General features: G+C 45.2%; 13 protein-coding genes. 1 reads left to right on the top strand and 12 read right to left on the bottom strand.

What is annotated here, in order from left to right; translation table 11 throughout:
• Positions 1–43: 43 nt before the first annotated feature.
• Positions 44–433: a YccF domain-containing protein gene (locus HXT32_RS02065; protein ID WP_119522736.1), complete on the top strand. Its 390-nt coding sequence runs from the start codon at positions 44–46 to the stop codon at positions 431–433.
• Here the strand turns inward: HXT32_RS02065 and pyrE are convergent.
• The 12 genes from pyrE to metE form a co-directional block, all read right to left on the bottom strand.
• Positions 409–1,101 (bottom strand): orotate phosphoribosyltransferase, encoded by a 693-nt coding sequence (gene pyrE / locus HXT32_RS02060; protein ID WP_119522734.1) that lies wholly within the window; start codon positions 1,099–1,101, stop codon positions 409–411. The genes HXT32_RS02065 and pyrE overlap by 25 nt on opposite strands.
• Positions 1,102–1,174: 73 nt before the next feature.
• Positions 1,175–2,176: a dihydroorotate dehydrogenase gene (locus HXT32_RS02055; protein WP_285089376.1), complete on the bottom strand. Its 1,002-nt coding sequence runs from the start codon at positions 2,174–2,176 to the stop codon at positions 1,175–1,177.
• A 5-nt stretch (positions 2,177–2,181) separates the two neighbouring features.
• Positions 2,182–3,078, bottom strand: coding sequence for a dihydroorotate dehydrogenase electron transfer subunit (locus tag HXT32_RS02050; RefSeq protein ID WP_415693711.1), 897 nt, complete (start codon positions 3,076–3,078; stop codon positions 2,182–2,184).
• A 94-nt stretch (positions 3,079–3,172) separates the two neighbouring features.
• The gene (pyrF, locus tag HXT32_RS02045; protein WP_012914270.1) at positions 3,173–4,216 is read right to left on the bottom strand and encodes an orotidine-5'-phosphate decarboxylase; all 1,044 of its coding nucleotides are present in this window, start codon (positions 4,214–4,216) and stop codon (positions 3,173–3,175) included.
• Between the two features lie 34 nt (positions 4,217–4,250).
• Positions 4,251–5,663, bottom strand: a complete 1,413-nt coding sequence (locus HXT32_RS02040; protein ID WP_102703164.1) for a dihydroorotase — start codon at positions 5,661–5,663, stop codon at positions 4,251–4,253.
• 55 nt (positions 5,664–5,718) lie between these two features.
• On the bottom strand, positions 5,719–6,954 hold the full coding sequence (gene pyrB, locus HXT32_RS02035; protein WP_033888449.1) for an aspartate carbamoyltransferase: 1,236 nt from the start codon (positions 6,952–6,954) through the stop codon (positions 5,719–5,721).
• 143 nt (positions 6,955–7,097) lie between these two features.
• Complete coding sequence (locus HXT32_RS02030; RefSeq protein ID WP_231130979.1) at positions 7,098–7,295, bottom strand: type II toxin-antitoxin system RelE/ParE family toxin; 198 nt, start codon at positions 7,293–7,295, stop codon at positions 7,098–7,100.
• 135 nt (positions 7,296–7,430) lie between these two features.
• Positions 7,431–7,664: a hypothetical protein gene (locus HXT32_RS02025; RefSeq protein ID WP_004108587.1), complete on the bottom strand. Its 234-nt coding sequence runs from the start codon at positions 7,662–7,664 to the stop codon at positions 7,431–7,433.
• Positions 7,665–7,744: 80 nt separating this feature from the next.
• Entirely contained in the window at positions 7,745–10,933 is a 3,189-nt protein-coding gene (locus HXT32_RS02020; RefSeq protein WP_285089377.1) for a bifunctional [glutamine synthetase] adenylyltransferase/[glutamine synthetase]-adenylyl-L-tyrosine phosphorylase, read from the bottom strand.
• An 858-nt stretch (positions 10,934–11,791) separates the two neighbouring features.
• Positions 11,792–18,700, bottom strand: coding sequence for a peptidase (locus tag HXT32_RS02015; RefSeq protein WP_422119026.1), 6,909 nt, complete (start codon positions 18,698–18,700; stop codon positions 11,792–11,794).
• An 870-nt stretch (positions 18,701–19,570) separates the two neighbouring features.
• Positions 19,571–20,425, bottom strand: coding sequence for a methylenetetrahydrofolate reductase [NAD(P)H] (gene metF / locus HXT32_RS02010; RefSeq protein ID WP_004108239.1), 855 nt, complete (start codon positions 20,423–20,425; stop codon positions 19,571–19,573).
• Between the two features lie 3 nt (positions 20,426–20,428).
• Positions 20,429–22,783 (bottom strand): 5-methyltetrahydropteroyltriglutamate--homocysteine S-methyltransferase, encoded by a 2,355-nt coding sequence (gene metE / locus HXT32_RS02005; RefSeq protein WP_422119025.1) that lies wholly within the window; start codon positions 22,781–22,783, stop codon positions 20,429–20,431.
• Between the last annotated feature and the right edge of the window lie 196 nt (positions 22,784–22,979).

Here is a 22,979-nt window from a genome sequence, read left to right as displayed (position 1 = left end):
AATCATACTTCATTAAAACTTAAAAAACTAATATACTACTTTTATGAAACTTCTTGGCAATATTGTGTGGCTGATATTCGGCGGTCTTTTCATTGCTGCAAGCTGGTTACTTATAAGTTTCCTTCTTTGCATAACCGTTATTGGCATACCATTCGGTATTCAAGCATTCAAAATGGCAAAGCTCACGCTCACGCCATTTGGAAAACATGTTATTTACCGAGGCGGCACTAGCACAATTTGGAACATACTATGGATTGTATTTTTCATTGGGCCAATGCTTGCATTAGGCTATATCGTTTCAGGATTCATTTGCTGCTGCACAATTGTTGGCATTCCATTTGGCATACAATCTTTCAAAATGGCAAAACTTGCGTTGTGGCCGTTTGGTTCCGAAATTGTAGAGGATAATTACGCACCGTACGTACGCAAGTAATCGGCAGCGCGCGAAGCTAATTCCTCATCCATAACTGGCTTACCGTCAGCATTAACTAAACGCTTTGCTGCAGCGAAAATTTCGCGCACGTTTGCAATTGGCAAAACTGGGAATCCAAACTCCTGCTCTATTGCTTTTACTGCAGAAAGCTCGCTGTCTTTCGTGCGTTCCATTCTGTCTACTGCCAAAATCAAGCCAACAACTTGCACATTTGCTTCCGCTTTAAGCTTTGGCAAAGTTTCGCGAACTGCAGTTCCAGCTGTCATTACGTCGTCAACTAACAGAACTTTCATGCCGTCTTTTAGCGGCTTTCCAACCATAATTCCGCCGTCGCCGTGGTCCTTTCGCTCTTTACGGTCGAAAGTAAAACCAACAGGCATATTGTGATTATTCGTCAAAGCCATTGCCGTAGAAACTGCCAGCGGAATGCCCTTATAAGCAGGACCGAAAACAGTGTCGATATCTTGCGGAAGTTTGCCGTCTTCGATTGCTGCAACAACGCGCTCAGCGTAGTATGCGCCTAGATTTGCGATTTTCATGCCGTCGTCAAAAGCTCCAGCGTTAATAAAATAAGGTGATTGACGACCAGATTTCAGTGTAAAGTCACCAAATTTAAGCGCGCCTGAATCAAGCAAAAACTTTGTAAAACGTTCGTCTAATTCTGCCATAATTAGCTCTCTTTCTTAAAATATTTTTAAATACTTTCTAAATAATTTCTAAATACTTTTTAAATACTTAATTTCAGCGCCAAGTCTTTCCTTCGGCAAGTAAAGACGCAAGCTTTGGACGAGAATCAAGCAAATCATCAAGCTCGCGAGCAATGCGAATAGGAGCAGTAGGATCCACCAAAGCGGCAGCACCAACTTCTACAGCATTAGCGCCAGCATACAAGTATTCCAAAGCTTTTTCGCCGGAATCAATGCCACCAATGCCAATAATTGGAATATCTGGCATAGCTTGACGAACTCGCCACACAAATCCAAGACCAATCGGGAAGATTGCAGGACCGGAAACACCGCCTGTGCGGTTTGCAATAATAGGCTCGCCTGTTCGAATATCAATTCGCAAACCAACTAGCGTATTAATCATGCTTAAAGCATCTGCTCCAGCATCAACTGCAGCTTTGCAAATCGAAACAATATCCGTCACATTTGGCGTCATTTTTACAATCATTGGCTTATCTGTCATTGCGCGAAGACGCTTAATTAAGCGGTGAAGCGCCACAGGATCCGTGCCAACGCTCATTCCGCCGTGAGTTACGTTTGGGCAGCTTACGTTAATTTCAAGCATGTCTGCAGCAGAATCTGCAAGCTTTTCAACAACTTGCGCATAATCGTCGTCACTGTGCCCTGCAACATTAGTAATAACAAGCGCTCCCATGGATTTTAGTTTCGGTAACTCGTCTACTAAATAATGGTCGACACCAGGATTTTGCAATCCAACTGCGTTTACCATTCCAGAAGGAGATTCTGCAGTGCGCGGAGAAGGATTTCCTTCCCAAGGAACAGGGGAAACACCTTTTGTACAAATTGCGCCGAGTTGGCTTACGTCGTAAAAGCGTCGGCAAGCTGCAAGCTGGAAAGTTCCAGAAGCAGTTCCAACCATGTTTTTCCACTTAACGCCTGCAACTTGAGTTGGATGCTTCCAAACGTGACTTTTATCGAAACCGAAAGTTTCAGCGGAATTTGTTGCGGAATTTGCGTTATTTACAGAATTATTTTCGGCATTATTTACAGCACTCATATTTTTTACTCCCAACCCAAACGATTCGCATCAAAAACAGGACCGTCGTTGCAAACTTTCAGCCTGCCTTCCAAAGTGTCAACAACGCAAGCAACGCAAGTTCCGTATCCGCAGCCCATACGCGCTTCTAAACTGAGTTGGCATTCAATATTTCTTTCATGCGCCCAGTGAGCTACGGCTTTCATCATAGGCAAAGGACCGCAAGACAAAATAACCGTTGGCAAATCGTCTTCAAAATTAAAATGCTGACTTTCTTCAAGTTCGTCAAGAAGTGTAATAACAGTTCCTTCAGCATTCGTAATACTGTGTACGTCTGAAATATATTCTTTCGTTAAATCATCCGCAAAACGCTTGTTACGGTAGCCAAGCACTGCCGTTACGCTAGAATCTTCACGCTTTGAAAGCGCTTGAGCAGCACACAAAATAGGTGGCACGCCCAAGCCACCACTAACCAACACATAATGTGCAGGTTTGGAAATATTAAAGCCAAGTCCTAAAGGTCCAAGAGCGTCAATGCTATCTCCTGGCTTAAGCTCAGCAAACTTAGCAGTGCCTTTGCCAATCACAGCAAAAATCAAAGTAAAAGTATCGCCTTCTACGCTTGCAACTCCAAAAGGACGCGGAAGCATAGCAGTTGGATCAGGGGAATACAAGTTCACAAATTGCGCAGGAGCAGCTTTTTTAGCAATCTCAGAATCTCGCAAAGTCAAACGGTACACGCCTTCGTCTAGCTTCTCATTATTGAGTACTTCTACAGCTCTACGCCCCCAAAGGCGCGAATATTTTGCATTATTGCTTTCGTCTGCAGAACTTGAGCCGGAAGAATCAAAAGCGTCTTCACGTAACGTAATTATGGCGTTTCCAGAGGCTTTTCGCGTTGGAATAAACATGCCATCACTCATGTGGTTTCCCCTACCCTTGTATGTGTTTTGTACCGTTGCGTTTTATTTTTAATTTTAATTATATTTTTAGTTATATTTATTTTAGTTATACATTCTAGCGATACACTGCATTTCTCAAGTCGTCACGCATATTTTTCGCAGCAACAGCTGCAGAATCACGCACAATATCAAGAATGTCATCGAGAGACATGTGCCCTTGATTTTTAGCGTAATCTTCAGACTTTTTCCAAGCACCAATAATACCGCGCGAAGAATTGACAATAGCACCTTCAGAATTTGCATCAAACATTCCAGCAACATCTTGAGCAGTACCGCCTTGAGCACCATAGCCTGGAACCAAGAAGAAAGTGTGCGGCATAATCTCGCGCAAATGCTTGCCCTCCTGCGGATGCGTGGCACCTACAACTGCACCAACTCTTGAATAACCGTGCTTACCAATGCTTGAAGCACCCCAGTTCTCAATCAAATCAGCCATATGCTCATACACTGGCTTGCCATCTTGCAAAATAAGCTCCTGCAGCTCTTTGCTAGAAGGATTCGAAGTGCGAAGCAGCACAAAAATGCTTTTATCGTGCGCTACCGCTTCATCGATAAAAGGCTTCACGCCATCCGAACCCATATAAGGGTTTACTGTAAGCGAATCTTCATGCCAAACGTCAAGATTTTTAGAGCTTTTTAGAAGATTTTTAAGAGATTGAGGAAGCGCGTTACCAGTAGCATTTTCGTCTTCAAAATATGAAGAAAGATTAGCGAAACCGCTTAAATGAGCAGCATACTGACCAGCTGTAGAGCCAATATCTCCGCGCTTTGCGTCACCTATTACAACTAATCCTTGCGATTTTGCGTATTCGCAAGTCATTGCGTACGTGTCCATTCCAGCGGAACCTAGTGCTTCGTACATCGCAATTTGCGGCTTTACAGCCGGCACAAAATCTGCAACCGCGTCGATAATAGCGCGATTAAACTCAAAATAAGCTGTAGCTAAAAGCGTTGGCAGCGCATCCTCGCCTTCTACTTCTTGCAAAACTTCGTCCGCAAGAGAGCTAATAATTTCGGCTGGTACAATACCTGGCTTAGGGTCCAAGCCCACAACACTAGGATTTTGCTTGGCTGCAATCGCTTCAATAAGTTCGTCCATAATTTACTACCATTCCAAATTTATATTTAATCAATCACATTCTCGAGAAAGCAATTTCTGAACCAATAATCGTCGCAACAGGTCTGCCTGTAAGTTGCCATCCATCAAAAGGAGTGTTTCGAGCTTTTGAATGGAACAAATTTGCGTCAACCGCCCAATTTTCGCGCATATTAATCAGCACTAAATCAACGTTTTCAGGGTGCTCAGTAATACTTAAACGCAGCGTTCGCTTGTTTGCGCATCGCGAAGAAACGTTAAGCAAAGCCGCAATATCAGTAGGTCTTCTGCTCATCAATTGCATTGGATTTACTGCCATCAATTCGATTAAATGCTTATCGTCCGTATATCCTGCATCAACAAGCACTTTGCGGCACACACCATACGCGCACTCAAGCCCAATAATTCCGTTAGGAGTGCTTGCAAAATCTCCTGACTTTTCTTCCGCAGTGTGAGGCGCGTGATCTGTTGCAATCATGTCAATTGTGCCATCCGCAATAGCAGCGAGCGTTGCTTGCCTGTCCGCTTTTGAACGAAGAGGAGGATTCATCTTAGCCATAGCACCATATCGCAAAACATCCTCATCACATAAAGCTAAATAGTGAGGCGCAGTTTCGCATGTAATTGGCAATCCCTCTTTCTTCGCTTTACGAATCGCCTCAAAAGCAGCAGCAGTGCTCACATGCTGGAAATGCACATGTACGCCAGTTTCGCGGGAAGCATCAATATCTCGCTGAACAATTGCAAGCTCAGTAGAAGCTGGAATTCCACCAACACCAAGCATTTTTGCAATCGGACCCTCGTTCACAGCTCCCGTATCATGATGCTCACAATGCTCCACGAATGGCAAACCAGTTTGTTTTGCCATAGCTAACACATCTCGCAAAATCGGTTCAGGTACTGCAGCACCGTCGTCGCTTATAGCAGTAATCGGGTGCTTTTTCATAGGAGAAGTTTTTTCGTCGTCGTCGATTCCAGCAACATACTTTTTCCAAAGCTCAATATTGCTTGGTTTTAAGCCTTTACGTCCCAATGATGCGCACACGCTTAAATCGTAGCGAACTGGCAATTTTACGCCGTAAATGCAACCATAACGCTGCAAATAGTCAACTACATTTTCTACATCAAATGGAGCGTCATCCCAAGGCTCACCGTCTACCGCAGGAACAGTATTTGGCATAATCAAAACTTGCGTATAACCGCCAGCCGCAGCAGCCTCACTGCCTGTCATCATTGTTTCTTTTGCTGTTTGCCCTGGATCTCTAAAATGTACATGCGGATCTGCAAAGCCAGGAGCAACAACCCAATCGCTTGCGTCAATGTCGCCAGTAACGCGCGCATTCTGCTCTATAAGGGCATCCTGACGAACGCCATCAACAATAAGATCAATACGTTCGCCAGTATCCCACACAGAGATATTGCGCAAAGTTAAGGTGCCTGATTCGTTCATTTCACTCCTGGTTTTGCGTAATTTTTACAGTTATATAATAATATTATTAAATTTTTTATTTAGTTTCTGCTTCTTCGTCGCAATACATGCAGCGATACTCGTGCCTTACAGAATCAGCTTTGTAGAACTTGCGTTTAAGAGTTAGTTCGCTGTTTGTTATGCAACGAGGATTCGGGCAAGTAAGATCTTCAGGCGCATTCACGTCCGTTACGTGCACGCGAGGATCCGTTAATGAAATTCCATGTGCGTCAACTGCTCGCAATTCGTCTTCTGGCACGTTTACAAAATCAGTTGGCTCGTAGCCGCAAAGCTCGTCTCCAAGAACGGAACTTTCCAAAGCCATACGCATAAGCATACCGTTTTTAACCTGCTCAAAGTATGCTGCGCGAGGATCGTCGTCAACGTCAACAGCAATCTCGTTAATTCGAGGAAGCGGATGCAGCACAGGCATATGCGGCTTTGCTTTTTGCAATTTTTCTTCAGTCAAAATGTACGTGTCACGAAGTCGCAAGTATTGCTCGCGATCTGTAAAACGCTCTTCTTGCACGCGAGTCATGTAAAGCACGTCAAGCTTGCCAATAACTTCCATCAAGTCGCGAGTTTCTTCGTAAGTGCACGAAGGAGTGTCAATAATACGGTCGATTACGTACTGCGGAGTTTTAAGCTCATCCGGGCTAATCAGCACAAAATGAACGTTTCCAAAGCGGCACAAAGTTTCAATAAGCGAGTGAACCGTGCGACCATATGTTAAGTCGCCGCACAAGCCGACAGTGAGATTATTAAGGCGACCGAAACGCGCAAGAATCGTTGCCAAGTCTGCAAGAGTTTGAGTTGGGTGCATGTGACCGCCGTCGCCAGCGTTAATAATAGGCGTGCTCACAGCTTGCGTTGCAACAAAAGCAGCACCCTCCTTTGGGTGACGCATTGCAACAACATCAACATAGTTAGATACGACTTTCAAAGTATCGTTTACAGTCTCACCTTTGCTCGCGCTGGAAAGTTGCGCACCTGCAAAACCGATTACTTTTCCGCCTAAACGCAGCATTGCTGTTTCGAAGCTTAAGCGAGTGCGCGTGCTCGGCTCATAAAAAAGAGTGGCCAACACTCTGCCATCGCAAGTGTGAGCCACTTCTTTACGGTGCGAATCAATGTATCGCGCTTTGTCTAAAAGCATTCGTATTTGCGCAGTTGAAATATCGTCTAATGTAACAACACTTTTGCCAGCTAGAGAATTTGCAATTGTGCTTAGAGAAAAAGTTTGATGTAAAGAACTAGAAATTGCGTTCGTCATAATAAGTACCGCTCACCTTCCGTCAATTGGCAAACGGTCGCAACCACACGCGACCTACGTAATTTTACTGATTAGCGTTGACGAATCCCCCACCCCCGGAGTGGCGGAGAACTATAACTTATTATGCAACATTTAATAAGTACTTAATCCAATAAATCTATTTGTTCCAATACAGTTTGTTGATTACGTTTACCATAAGTAACCTTCAAAATATAAACTGTATTTTCTTCTAAAACAACTCTATAATAAACAAGAAAATTCTTTACAATAATACGACGCACACCAAGTGAATTCCAAGGCTCATACTTAACTACAGGTGCAAACTGAGGAAAAAGAGACAGTCTTTCGATACTAGATTTAATAAAATTAATAAATTCTTACGGAAGTTTTCTTAGAGATATTAGATGCAATATAGTCTCTTATATTTTTTAAATCGTTTTCTGCATCTTGAGTAACAAGAATATCAAAGGAACTCATTACAAGCCCTTTTCTAACTCAGCAAAAACATCCGCATACGGACGCACTAAACCAGAAACTGACTGCTTATAACTATGCATAAGTTTTGCAGCAAAACCAGTAGATAATAATTCGTCATTTTCTTCTAAATTTTCACCACTGACTGCTTGTTTTATAGGCGCAGAAACATCAGCATAAAAAACTGAAGTGTTGGCTCTTTCTTTTACATTATTACTCATTACTGCATTTTTCATTAAAATCACCTCCCGTCCTGCAATTATAACCTAAAGAAGAGAATGCAACAATAAATGTGAAGCGACTAAAGATTGAGAAATTAGCGAGCGTAGAAAAGACGAGACATGATTTCACGGCACTGACGCATAGTTGCTAAAAGATCGTTTTCAAAAACGCGGCCCTGGTTCGGCTCGTAGCCAAGGTAAGTTGCAATTCCGCCCAAAGAATACGAGTCAGTTGGAATAATATCTGCGCGAGCCATTGAGCCAGACCACAAGAAGTTTGCGTTGCGCACCGCGGAACACATATGCCAGCAGCGGCTTAAAACTTCAGCATCCTCGTCGCTTATAAAATGCTCAGATTGCAATGCTTTCAACGCTTGCATAGTTCCAACTACTCGTAAAGACTCATGCTTTGAAGCATATTGCAATTGCATCAATTGCACAGTCCACTCAACATCGCTTAAACCGCCACGACCAAGCTTCAAATGCCTGTCCCTACTAACTCCTCGAGGTAAACGCTCCGCTTCCATGCGAGCTTTAAGCTTACGAATTTCAGCAAGCTGAGATTCACTAAGAGGATTTGCAGCGTAACGCAATTCGTTTACAACTCCGTTAAGCAAAGCATCCGCCAACTCCTTAGAACCTGCAGCAAAACGCGCTCGCAACAACGCTTGATGCTCCCAAGTGCTAGCCCATTGACGATAATACTTTTCGCAAGATTCTAGCGAGCGAACAAGCGGACCGTCTTTTCCTTCCGGACGCAAATCCAAATCGACCATGATTTTTGGTTCAAGTGTAAGAGGACCTTGCAAAATATTACGCAAAATATCTACAGTTTTTTGCGCAAAGCGGTGAGCTGCGTTTAAATCGCAATCTTCACCAACCGGCTTGTAAATTACCATAATATCTGCGTCAGAACAGAAGTTTACTTCTCTACCACCGTAACGACCTAAAGCAATAATAGCAATTTCAGCTTGAGGAGCATTCAAATTCATGACTGACACAGCTTCACGCATGGACCATTGCAAAGTCGCATCTAAAATAGCATCAAACACATCACTCATTGCAAGCATAGAAGTATCGTCATCAATTAGACCACACATCCAAGCTAAAGCAACTCGCTCAATTTCCTGCCGGCGAAGCGCGCGCAAAGACTGCGCAAAATCCTCAATATTACTTGCATAACGCGCAACCATTGCGCTAGTTTGCATGTCGAGACTTGCCCTATCTCGCGCAGATAACGCTTCGTCGTCACCAAGCCAAGTAATAGATTGCATCGACTGCATCATAGCGTCGCCCAAGTAGCGCGAATCCGCCAAAACGTGGCAAAGACGCTGAGCTGCAGAAGGAGAATCACGCAAAAAACCAAGATATGTGTTCTTTCCGCCAAAACGCTCAGCAAGACGCCGCCACGCAAGCAAACCCATATCCGGATTCTGCCCATCGCCAAGCCACTTCAACACTGCTGGAAGCAAAATTCTGTGAATTTTAGCAGCCCTAGAAAGCCCCTCCGTAAGCGCTTCAACATGCAATTGCGCGGCGCGAGCATCCGCAAAACCAATAGAAGCAAAACGCGCGCAAGCAGCCTCCGGCGAAAGCACAATAGGATCCGCATCCGTTTGAGCGTTAATAGGAAGCATCGGACGGTAGTAAATATCCTTATGCAAGTGCCGAATTTCACGACGAGCTTTATCAAAACGCGCAACTAACTCTTCCGGACGAAGCCGCACAGCACGAGCAAGACGGCAAATCTGATCATTATTGTTAAGCTGCTCTGTAGAAATTGTGCGCGCACGATCCAAGCCGCCGTTTCCTTGCGCACCCAAATCTGGGAACAAATGCGTGCGATGCATACTCCACATTTGCTGACGATGCTCAAGAACACGCTCAAAACGGTAGTGTTCTGCCAAAAGCGCCGCCTGAGACCTAGAGACGTAGCCACCTTGAGCCAACGCTTGCAAAGCGGAAATAGTATCCCTTACTCGAAGCGACTCATCCTCACTTCCGTGCACAAGCTGCAACATTTGCACAGTAAACTCCACGTCACGCAAGCCGCCGCGACCAAGCTTCATATCCAAATCGCGTTGAGAAGCCGGAATAAGCGACTCCACACGCTGACGCATATGCTGGCAGTCAGCTACAAAATGCTCACGACCAGAAGCCTTCCAAATAAACGGCTCGACCATATCGCGATAAGCTTTTCCAAGATCCGCATCCCCTGCTGCAGGGCGCGACTTCAAAAGTGCCTGAAACTCCCAGCTACTCGCCCACTTTTCATAATATTCCATATGAGAATCAAGCCTACGAACAAGAGGACCATCCTTACCTTCCGGGCGAAGCGCAGTATCAATCTGCCAAAGTGGAGGCTCCACAGAGCCCATAACCACCGACTGGCATACTTTTTGCAAAACCATCGCCATAGAAGCACCAACACGCAAAGCAGCATCCTGGTTCTGCTTGTTGCTTAAATCCGCAGGCTCCACAACGTAAATCAAATCAATATCGGAAACGTAGTTAATTTCTTGCGCGCCAAGCTTACCCATAGCAATAATCGCAAATCTGCATGCGGAAGAACCAGTAACCTGTCCGCGCGAAATAGACAACGCTGCCTCTAGAACAGCATCGGCAGCGTCGGAAAGCTTACGACTAATATCTGGCTGCACTTCAACAGGGTCAGTGCTCGCTAAATCAGCTGCCATAATTGCAGCAACATGCTCACGGTAGCGCGCACGAAGCGCAGAAACTGCTTGCGCAAAGCCGAGTGATGTTAAGTAAATTGTGTTGGAATTGCTGCTTTCAGAAGAAACAACTGTTGCAGTATACGCTTGTATTGCCTCGAGTAAGTCTTTTACACGCTCTTCCCTAGTCATTGCAAAAAGATGATTCGGGTCGTTTGCAGCGGCTTTTATAAGATTAGGTCTTGTGCGCATAAGCATTGCCAACGCGTTAGACGCACCTAATACTTGCATTAGGCTTGTTAATGAGTCAGATACTTGCGAATTTGAAGTTGAAATATTATTTATTATTTCGGGGTATGCTTCACTTAAATCTTGCAATGAAAGCAATGCAGAATCTGGATCTTCAACTGTAAGCGCGCTTCTTAGTAGTGTTTCAAAAGATATTTTATTGCAGTTTTTGCATATTGCTATCATTGCGCAACGTGCGGCATCCGGGCGAGAAAAACCGGCTTTAATAAGGCTTCTTGAGGTGAGTGCGGAAGAGTTTGTGCAGCTTTCGTTGCAGTTGGTTTCAGTAGTTGCACTATCTGTTATGTTCGCACTTTCCATACCGCAACTTTACATTGTGGTGGTGTACAAGGCTGCGAAACTACCTGCTTTCGCGCTCATAGCGTGGCGAGTTTTAGGCATCATTCTTAACGTGGCGCAAGTTTTGGGGGATTTCTCTCCTCGCACGTCCCGTCCTTCAGTCGCTTTGGCTGTTAAAGACTCTCATGCATACTTTGTTCTCTACGAACGTTGCTCCATCAGTCCTCTTTTAGTGCTCGTAAAGAAATCCCCCAAACTCTGCGTATTTAATCGTTAATAACCGTGTCTATCGCAGAGATTTTTCGATTTTTCTTCTTCGCTTGGCGAATCAGCAGCCTGCGGCTCTGCGCGACGACCTGCCGAAGCACTTAAAGCGTAGCGCGCGAAGGCAACTCGGAGCGGAAACTCGCTTAAGTTGGAAGTCCAGTGGACTTCCAACGCGAGTTTCGTAGCAAGCGCGTTACCCGCGCGAGCGTCCGTGCTCAGTGCGAAAAATCTCAAATCTCACCACGCTAATTCCTACAACTAAAGTCACGAAATTAAGCTGCGGTGGGGTGTGTAGTATGAGTGCCTGGCATGATGTGCGCGACGACCTGCTTTCGCGCTGCGATTTAGCGCGCGAAGGCAACTCGGAGCGGAAACTCGCTTAAGTTGGAAGTCCAGTGGACTTCCAACGCGAGTTTCGTAGCGAGCGCGTTACCCGCGCGAGCATGTCTTCGCTCAGCACGGACGCTAGTGTTCTTTAAGCAACAAATAGTCACCGTTTGCAAAGCACTGGCGCAAAGCTACAGGAACAGCATGTGCAGCAGCATGAAGAAACAAAAATCCCTCGCGGATTATCGGAAGATAACCTGCGAGGGATTTTAGTTACGCGATAGACTACTCGTTAGAGTGCTTACGACGGCGAGAAGCTACGCCAGCAGCACCAAGACCGGAGAAGATTGCAGCAAGACTTGCAAACAAGCCAGTTGCAGCACCCGTCTTAACAAGACCACCAGCATTACCGGAAGCATTACGCAACGCAGCCTTAGCAGCCTTAAGATTCCTCAAAGCATCATCAACCTGAGCCTGAGTAGCATTCTTATCAGCAAGCACACGCTTAGCCTCAGCCAAAGCACTCACATAAGCTCTAGCAGCAGCAGTATTCGCCTTAGACGCAGCAGAAGAATCTGCTTCAGAATTATTAACCTCAACTCTCAAAGCAGTCTTATCAACCGAAGCACTCTGAGAATCACTAGCATCAGCATCATAGCCGCTACCGCTTCCAACACCACTGCCTATGCCAAACGGGTGATTAATCTTATACTTAGCCGCCTGAAGCTTCTTCAAAGCCGCGTCAACCTCAGCCTGAGTAGCATTCGGATCCTTAAGCACACTGTTAGCCTCAGCCAAAGCCTTGTTATAGGCGTCAATATCCTCAGTCATTCCAATCATAAAGAATACAGAATCACGGAACTTAGCATCAGCATCTGCTTCTGTTTTCAGCTTGGAAGAATCAGTCTTGTAATCATCGGCAATCTTCTTCTTGGCGGCTTGGAGATCCTTTAGAGCATCGTCAAGTTGCTTTTGAGTTGGGACTTTAGTACCATCTGGAAGATCAGTCTTTGGCTTTCCAGTAGTGCGATCAAACTTATCAAGAAGATCCTTGGCAGCCTTGAGCTTCTTGTTATAGTCGTCAAGAGCTTTCTTAGCAGCGTCATCACCCTTAGCAGTCGCATTCTTGAACTCTGGAGTATTCTCGAACACGTCGGTTCTGGTGTCAGTATCTCCGCCCTTCGACTTATCAACTTCTTCTTGCAAGTCATGCGGGCTGGTGACGTAGTTCTTAGTAATCTTATCCTTAATTTCCTTCAGATTCTTAAGAGCCTCGTCAACTTCTTGCTGAGTTGGGAGTTGCTTTCCAGCTGGAATGTTGGCTTTTGGATTGCCACTCTCGTCGAATAGATCAAGAAGTTCATTGGCTTTCGCTAAAGCGTCATTGTACGCTTGTATGTCTGCGTTATCCTTGCTGTCAGCACCCTTCTTGGCAAGAGCATTCTGGTACTCGGTAGACTTTTCGAACTTCTCGGTGTCTGGCTTAGCTCCGCCGTCGTCCTTAAGCTCTTTCGTTTCTTTCTTAAGAGCGTCGACTTTGGTCTTGAAGTTGTCGTCGATATCCTTCTTGGCCTTCTTCAAAGCCGCAAGAGCATCATCAACCTGCTTCTGAGTTGGACGATCTTCTGGCTTTGCGTTTGGATCAGGATTCTTGACCTTTTCAATAAGCTCGTTTGCTTTAGCAAGCTTCTCGGCATAAGCTTTAAGCTTTTCCGTTGCAGTAGCGTCACCAGCGTTCTTCTTTTCAAGCGCATTCTTGTACTCAACCGACGCCTCGAATGGAGGTGTTACAGGTTGACCCTGTGCGTCCTTATCGCCGACTTCGTTTTCAAGAAGCTTTGCATCAGTCTTGTAGTTGTTAGCAATCTTGTCTTGAGCTGCTTGCAGTTTCTTTAGCAAGTTGTTTACAGACTTCTGAGTTGCTGTCTTCTTCCAGTTATCATCATTAAGCTTCTGCTTGATTTGATTGAGAACATTCTCGAAGCCAGTGTCTTTGCCAGTTTCACCCAAGTCATTTGTAGCACCTGGATCACCAGCAGTCTTCTTAGCAAGAGCATTCTTGTACTCAGGCGTCTTCTTGAAGCCATCATCTGCAAAGTCTTTGGCAGAAGTCAACGCTTCAAAATTCGTCTTGTAGTTGTCAGTAATTTGCTTCTTAGCTGCAGTAAGAGCATCGAACGCATCGTTAATCTGCTGTTGCGTTGGACGTTCGCTGTTCTTCTTGTTTGTATCCTTTGCATCACTTACTAACTTGCGAGCATTTGCAAGAGCATTCTTGTAAGCAGTAACGTCTGCATTTTCATTACCATCGCTTGTCTTAGCTTGAGCATTCTTGAACTCTGGAGTAGCTTCAAAGTCGCCTTCAGTAACAGCAGGAGCATGTTCAGCAGTAGACTTGTTAATTTCTGTCTCAAGACCAGTAGTAACAGTCTTATAGTTATCCTCAAGCTTCTTGCGAGCTTCGTCAAGAGTCTTCAGTGCGTCGTCGATTTCTTTTTGAGTTGGCTGCGCGTCTAGTGGCGTGTCTTTATCATCATGCTTCTTCAAAAGCTCCTGAGCTTTTGTTAAAGCTTCATCATACTCCTTCTTAGCCGCTTTGGCATCATCATTTTTCTTAGTATCAGGCTTGCCATCAGCAGTTAAGAAGTGAGGATCAGACGCATTGCGATACGCATCAGAAGTTTGCGTGCCTTCCGTAGGCGCAGGACCCTCTGTAGAACCGTGCTTTTTTACGCTTTCCGCAAGCTTGGTGGTGTCGGTGTTGTACTTGTCAAGCTCTTTGCGAGCGTCGTCAAGCTTCTTCAACGCATCATTGACTTCCTTTTGCGTAGCATCAGGCTTCTTGAGCAAGTCTTTGGCTTCGTTGAGTGCTTTGCCGTAGGCATCTGCTGCCGCTTTAGCAGCAGCGTTCTTGGCATCATCCGGTCCCGAGCCATCAGGCTTTTGGAAGCTTGGCTGCGACGCGTTCTTAAACGCAGGGCTTGGATGAGTGGTTGCGTCCTCGTTAATCGACTTAATCAGCTCGTCGGTCTTAGTCGCAAACTTATCCAGCGCCTTCGCTGCTTCGTTCATTTCCTTAAGGATTGTGTCAACATCCCTGTTCAGCGGCTCACCGTTTTTGTGCGCCTGAATGTCTTTCAGGTAGTCCTTATCGTTAGGGTCGCCATCTTCCTTTGGGATAATGTTATCAGGAATATCATGACCATTTGCTTGATCCTTCGGAAGCGTGTTAGTAAGCGCAGCTGTTAGTTTCGCTGCTGCCTTTTCATACGCTTCCTTAGCCTTTTTAGCAGCTTCTACCTTAGCTTTTTCTTCTTCACTAGGATTTTGCTTTTCGGCAAGTTCTTTCAAATTCGCGTAGGCTGGGCTGTGTTGTATTGCAAAGTCATTAAGCGCAGCAGCCGAAAGTCTGCTGGTGTCGGTTTCGTAGGTGTCAATAATCTTGCGAGCAGCGATTAGCTGCTCTTTAACCGCATCAACCTTTTTCTGATCTACGGTGCTCCCAGGCTTATTTAATTCATCCATCAAGTCTTTTGCAGCGTGATAAGCGTCGTTATAGGCTTTGAAGTCTTTCTTAGCCTGCTCGTCGCCTGCTTGCGCTTTATCAAACGCGTTGAAGTAGGCTGGCATCAAATAACCGCTGAAGTTGTCCGCAATAGCTTTACCAAGATCGGTTTTATCGGTAGAGTATTTGTCGGCATAAAGTACCTTTTCAGCATCTTCAAGATCTTTCTTAGCCTTATCTACATCGGCCTTTGTAGCATTCTTGTCACCAAGCACTCTCTTAGCTTCTGCAAGCGCCTTATCGTAATCCTCAACAGCCTTTTTAGCAGCCTCGTCGCCAGTCTTATTCTTGGCGTTCGTGTAGAACACGCTATGCTTGTTAGGATCTTTATCTAAGCTCTTTTGAACCGCAGCGTCAAGAGGAGCCTTGTCGGTTGCGTTCTTGTCGAGCGCATCCTTAGCGTCCTTAAGCTTCTTGATAGCCTCGTTCACTTCCTTCTGGGAAGCGTTTGGATCCTTAGAAAGCTCGTTTGCCTTCTTTACAGCGTCATCGTAGGCTTTGCGCTGCTCAGGAGTAGAGTTCTGGTAGGTTGGGTCGGCGGTCTTAAGCTTCTCTGCAGGATCAGTCTTCTTTGCATCGCCCGTGTTCACCTTACCATGCTGAGCGATGGCATTATTCAACTCATCCTTGTTGGTGGTAAAGTCGTTAAGCTTTTCGCGCGCAGCATCAAGCTTAGCCTTAGCGTCGTCAACAGCCTTCTGCGTGGCGTTCTTGTCTTCCTTTACCTTATTAGCTTCCTCAAGAGCCTTGTCGTAATCTGTCTTTGCCTTCTTAGCAGCTTCGTTTCTGTCCTTATCATCAGAACCGTCTGCCTTCTTGAAGTCAGGGTCGCTTACGTTCTTGAACTGGTTTGTTGCTTGCGTGCCAGTTGCGGCGGTAGTGCCTTCTGCAGCCTTACCATTAGCATCAATCGAGTCGTTCAGCTTATCCTTGTTGGTGTCAGCACCATCAAGCTCGGCGCGTGCCTTGTTAAGGTTAATCGTAGCGTTATCGATTTGCGCCTTCTGCTCTTCGGTAAGGTCTTTTTCTTGCTTGTCCTTAACAGTTGCAAGCAAGTCTGTTGCAGTCTTTAATGCCTTTTCATACGCCTCTTTCTTATCAGCAGACGCGTTGTAATACTTCGACTGTGTTGGAACATCCTTGCCCTCAACGTTTTCGGTCTTGTGCTCGCCAATCGAATCCGAAAGGTCTTTCGTCTTATGATTCGTCTGCGGCACAAAGATAACGTTAATTGCCTTTGCTGTATTGCCTGGATTGCGGCCTTGCTCCAGATAAACATGCTTATAGTATGTCATTGCATACGGCTCAACAAACAGACGCGCCTTGAAAATCTTGCCCTTTTTAGCAGCCACCGTTACAGAGCCAGCCTCTGTATCCCATGAATACGAACCAGCATCTGATAAATTATCACCGAGGTCTACGTCAGAATTAGAAACTTTCTGATTCCCAGACCAATAAGCGCCACCCATATTGCCAAGCGTAAGCTCGCCCGTTGGCTCTTCATTTTGCAACGCATAGTTCATGTGCGACTTGCGCGAATGAGTACTTGTACCTTCATAGGCAAGCGTCTCGCCGCCTGTAAGGTCGCGCAAACCAGACTTTGGATCCTTTGGTTTAGCTTTCAGCAAACCAAGAATCTTTGTTGTATCAAATTCTTCTGCTTTAGTTGGATCGTAACGGTAGATAATAGTGGTTTTCTGATCATTACTCCAAGAAATACCTTCGTCGGTATCGCGACCATCAATCTTAGTCTTAGTCCAAGTAACGTCGTAATCCTTGCGGATGTCTGGAAGCTTGGTGAGCTTGCTCTCTTTTACATTAGATGTAAACTCAGCAACTGACTTGTCAGTCTTGATCTTAACGGTAATCTTGTTTTCCGCCTGACCATTAGAGATACCCTTATTAGCATCACCAGATGCAGTAAGATCGCCAGTAAGGTACGAAAGCGAAATCTGATCTGTGCTGGTAAGGCCAAGCTCTTTGTTGTCTTTGTTAGCTTCGAAAATAGCCTGCTTGATTCGGTCAAGTTCAGCATTTGAGTATCCAAGTGGGTTAGCCACAAAGACTGCTTTCTCGCCAGCTGGAACGACGACATCCTTCTCAGCAAGCTTCTTCAACACAAGGTCACTGAGTGCAATCTTAGGAGCGTCCTTAGCATCCACGCCAGCAAAGTTGATAGTGACTTCACCCTGGTCGTTAATGGTCACCTGATCTTGGCTTACGTGATTAAGGTGCGCAAGCTTGCGTTTAATTTCGGTTTTTACATCATCGGAAACCTTGGACAGGTCGTCCACAATCGGCTTTTCGATACGCGTATCGTAGCGCGCAACAGTAAGTGGAATAGCTTGCGACTTAAAGCCCAAATCCGTAACCATATAGGTGTTAAGCGTATTCGCGCCAGCTACGTAAGTCTTATCCGTTGCGCCTTGAGCTGAGGTTTCCTTATTAATAGCCTCAAATGCAGTCTTGTCGTAAGCACCATCAGCTTTTACGTTAATATTTTCTGTAAATTTATCAGAAAGCTGATTATTTACAGACTTCTTATCACTACGCGCTGTCTCAATATTGCCAGCGGCAGTAATTGCTGATTGAACCTTTTCAGGAGTAAGCTGCTCGTTATACTTAAGCACCACAGAGCCGGAAGTTTTTGGCGGCACAAGCGTTACAGCACGGAATACGTTTGTTTTATAAGCAACAGTTTCGTTATTATCTTTAGTTACGTACACGAAAATAGAGCGACTGGCTGTATACTTCTCAGCGCCTCCATTAAGGTTACCATCCCTAAAAAGAGTTGTCATCTTAAGGTCAGCAGAACCATCATTATTCGCAGTAAACTCATATTCGCCAGAATAAGCTTGGTGTTTACCTGAATTTTTCGAGTAAAAATCAATACCTCTCTCACTTTTCTCATTATTGAAACCATTCGTCTTAGCAGGGAAAATAGCGATACTGGTAATATTGCCATCTTTTGGCTTTGCAAAATGGAAAGTAATAGTATGCTTTTCACCATCTACGCTGTATGTATTGTCTGAGCTTCCCCAGCCATACACGTTCGGCATAGTGTCAGCGTTATTCTCGTCAATATCAATCTTGGTATTAGAGGTATCCGTTGTGTCTGGATTAATTTTATTAGGATCTTGACCTGCTGAACCATCAGAAGCGCGATCTTGATTTTCAGTTGCAGTCTCGTCGGTTGGCTGAGCATCAGGCAACGAGCGCTTACCACGAATCTTTACAACAGTCGATTTATTTTCAGTACCATCAGTATTTACAGTATTCTCGGATTTCTGCTCAGCCTGCTTATTGGTATTCTCAGCCTTATACCCAGCCTCTTTATTAGCTTCAGTCTGATTCTTATCGCCAGCTTCAGCCTTCTTACCAGTCCCAGCATTCTCACCAGCAGTCACAGGCGTCTGAGCTACATCCGGCTTAGTATCAGGAGTACCACTCACCTCCGCCGCCATTGCCGGAGTTGCACCAAAAGCGAACGACGCACCAGCTAACACGCCTGCAGCGCCAACCGTAAACGCCGCCACCTTGCGAGCATCCACAGCCTTCGCAATCGCGTTACTTACTGCAGCATCCAATGTAACCTTGCGTGCGTGCTTTCCGGAATTTGAATTTATCATAATGATATCTCCTTAATATCGATTCTCTCTGAATAAGTCTTTATGAATTTATTAGTGAAGAGCTTTATGTAGTAATCAAACGCTGATTGAACTACAATCAGATACATATAAAACTTCCACTCAGCTTTCAAAAGCACGAATCCCTTGTTGAGATTTATGTTCAATAATACCTAATATATGAATATTTTGCAATGTATCTGTTATGATGCATAGCCTACTAACCCCCCCCCCGCGAGACTTTATTTCAACGTTTTCGGCAGGTTTTTGCGGTCAAAATTAATATAGCAAATGTAAGCTAGATTACATTTTTAACGTCGATTCTAAACACATGTTTAGAATAAATTGCATTTATTTTGTGCATATATACATAGATATACATTTATATACACTCACACACTCTATGTTAAATTTCAATACTCACTGCCCTTCAGTCGTGTGGATATTAGCGTGGTAGAGATTTGAGATTTTTCGCACTGAGCGAGGACGCATGCACGTTTATGAAGTTTTGCAGTTGCGCTCTGTGCAGACGCTGATTCCTGTTGATTAGTGAACACTAACATCCGTGCTACTGCATGTGCCACTCCAAGCACTCTTCCCACCACAACAAAAACAATTGTGAGTGAATTAACGTGTGAGTGATAGGAATTGCTTAGTCGAGCAATATAAAAGCGGAACGATAGTAATAATATTATTGACGAATACTATTTTTGCAGAAAAAGTAAGTAAAAAACTAAACTTAACTACACAACCGCTAAGTCCAAATAAGGTATAAGAGCGTAGCGCTGCGAGACAAGTAATTCCTATCACTCACCTTTGCATAAAATAAAACCGCAAATAAAGAAATCCCCCAAAACTCGCAAACGCTACCACCTACCCAATCTTCGTAAAAAGCGGCTTCACATTCGCCCAAATCCTTCGCGCAATACCCGGATGATTCATGGTATACAAGTGAATACCATCCACACCTTCAGCAATTAAATCGTTAATCTGCTGAGAAGCAAAAATACTGCCAGCATCGCGCAAGCAATCAGCATTACTCCCCCAACGATCCATCATTGCGGAAACTTGCGAAGTAATGCGAGACGCACACAAACTCGTCATGCGCTTAACTTGCGAAGCGTTCGCAACAGGCATCACTCCAGCCTCAATCGGCACATTAATGCCTGCCGCACGCGCCAAATCACGGAAGCGCAAAAAATCCTCGTTATCGTAAAAAAGTTGCGAAATTAAATGCGTAACACCCGCATCAACCTTGCGCTTCAAATTATCAATATCCGCTTGCAAACTTTCCGCTTCCGGATGCTTCTCCGGGTAGCAAGCACCCAAAATCGGCAAATCCGGGTGCTTTGAACGAATATAATAAACCAAGTCACTAGCGTGCTCAAAAACGCCTGCCGATTCCTGGCCCGCAATCACGTCGCCGCGCAAAGCCAAAACCCCGGAAACACCAGCATTATCAAACATTTCCAAAGCTTCATCAACAGCATCATAATCAAGGTATCGAGCAGTCAAATGAGCAACCGCGTCAATACCATATTCGGAGCGAATCGTATTCGCAATACGCGCAGTAGCAGTACGATCCTGCAGCTTTCCAGTGCCGTAAGTAACCGAAATAAAATCCGGGTCAAGGCCTTTCAACCCATCCAAAGTATCATAAATCGTACCGATAGGAGATGTGCGCTTAGGTGGGAAAACTTCCAGCGAAAACTTTGGTTTATATGGCATAACTCACCCCTTGCACTGAGAATTGCACTGCTGATTGCTTAGCTTGTTAGCTTGCAATTGCGCGCGAACCTCTTTAGCTGCAGAAACAAGATTCTCCAAGCTTGGCCAAGTTTCAGCGTCACCTCGAGTTTTAAGACCGCAATCCGGGTTAATCCACAGCTTCTCGGCAGGCATCTTGCGCAAAATCTCGTGAATACGCTCCACAAGCTCCGTCTTACCAGGCACGCGAGGAGAATGGATGTCGTAAACGCCAGGGCCAGCCTCAGTCTCAAAATGCGCGTCGTGAATAGCGTCAAGCACAACCAAGTCACCGCGAGAAGCCTCAAAAGAAATCACATCCGCATCCATAGCGTCAATGTCACGAATAATGTCATTAAACTCCGAATAGCACATATGCGTGTGAATTTGCGTAGTCGCAGCCACAGCAGAATGAACAAGGCGGAAAGCAGCAATAGCCCAATCCAAATACTTCTTATGCCAATCAGAACGACGAAGCGGCAACTTTTCACGCAAAGCAGCCTCATCAATCTGAATCACACGAATACCAGCTCGCTCCAAATCCAACACCTCATCGCGAATAGCAAGAGCCAACTGCTGAGTCTGCTCCTCGTGCGTAATATCCTCGCGAGGCCAAGACCAGTTAAGAATCGTCACAGGACCTGTAAGCATGCCCTTAACAATATGCTTCGTGCAGCTTTGAGCATAAGCGCTCCACGACACAGTAATTGCAGACTCGCGAGAAACATCCGACCACACGATTGGAGGCTTCACGCAGCGAGTGCCATAAGACTGCACCCAAGCGTTCTTCGTAAACTTAAAGCCGCGCAAATGCTGGCCAAAATATTCAACCATGTCGTTTCGCTCAAACTCGCCGTGAACAAGCACATCCAAGCCGATTTGCTCCTGATGCTCAATGCACTGAGCAATGCGATTGCGCATAAACTCGTCGTAAGCTTCGCGAGTAATTTCGCCCTTACGAAGATCAGCACGAGCGTTACGAATATCCTTAGTTTGTGGGAAGGATCCAATAGTTGTCGTTGGCAAATCCGGCAAGCCAAGAGCTTCTTTTTGCAAACGCTGACGCTCCACCCTCTTAGGCAATCGCACAAAATCAGAATCCTTAAGATTCGCAAGACGATTAGCAACAGCAACATCCGCTTTCACGCGTGAACCGTCAAACAAAGCCTGATTTTTAGCCAAAACGTTACTAGATTTGCGGCTTTCGTCGCCTTCTGTAGCAAGATTGGCAATATCGCGAATCTCCTGCAACTTTTCAACAGCAAAAGCAAAATGTTGCAAAACATCCGCACCCAAAGCATCCTCACCAACAGTGCTAAAAGGCACGTGAAGAAGCGAGCAAGCAGTAGAAACAGCCACGCGATCCGTAATATTCTCGCGCAAAGCGTCAACCAAACCAAGGCTTACAGCATAATCGTTGCGCCAAATATTGCGACCGTTCACAACGCCTGCAAAAAGCGTAGTTTTTTCGTTCACACCATAATGCTCAATGGCTGCAAGATTTTCTTCCTTGCCTTCCACCAAATCAACGCCAACGCCGTCAAAACCAAGATCATTCACAGTTTCGTAAGCGTCAGCAATATTGCCAAAATACGTGTTAAGAAGAAGCTTAACTTCCGCACTCCTGGCTTCAAGCAAAGGCTTATACAAAGCTTCAAAAAGCTCCAAATCGCCTTGCTCTTTATCCAACGCCAAATAAGGCTCATCAAATTGCAACCAAGTTGCGTGAAGCTCGCCAAAACGCTTAACAATACTCGCATAAGCAAAAGCCAGAGCCGAAATCACAGACTCTGTTACTTCCAACTCCTGAGCTTCAGGAGTACGAGCCAACTTCAAAAAAGTGTACGGACCAATCAGCACAGGCTTCGTTTCCAAACCCTGCGCGCGAGCCTCCAAAAACTCGTCAAAAGGCTTAGTTCCAGCCAAATGCAAGTCTTGCGGATTCTCAACTTCCGGCACAATATAGTGGTAGTTCGTAGTAAACCACTTCTTCATAGGCAAAGCCGTCACATCGCCGCGCTCACCCTGGTAGCCGCGCGCGATGGCAAAAAGCGTATCCTCAGCATGCTCAAAATTCAAAGCATTGTAACGCTCAGGCACAGCACCAAGCAAAATAGCAGTATCGAGCATTTGGTCATAGTAGCTAAAATCATTACTTGGAATTAAATCAATCCCAGCTTCAGCTTGCAAACGCCAATGCTTAGCTCGCAAAGACTGAGCAACTTCACGCACTTCATCCAAAGAAGCATCCTGCTTCCAGTAACGTTCAATAATCTTCTTCAACTCACGATTAGCGCCAATACGTGGAAAACCGGAAACCGAAGTAAAAACCGTAGACATACATCCTCCAAAAAATTTCTTTGACTCGCTTTAGCCTAGCAAAGAAATGCTTGAATGCGGTCATTCAAGAACTTGGGGTGTCGTTATAAGATTAATTTATATGCTTAATTTCGTGCGTGTTTCTTTTCCTTGGCGAAATGTGAGCAATGGAAATTACTTGTCTCGCAGCGCTACGCTCTTATACCTTATTTAGACT

It is taken from the genome of Gardnerella sp. DNF00747 (assembly GCF_049262675.1).
GTDB lineage: Bacteria > Actinomycetota > Actinomycetes > Actinomycetales > Bifidobacteriaceae > Bifidobacterium > Bifidobacterium swidsinskii.
Note: the sequence above shows the minus strand (reverse complement) of the source record. Positions and strands in the feature narration are given on the sequence as shown.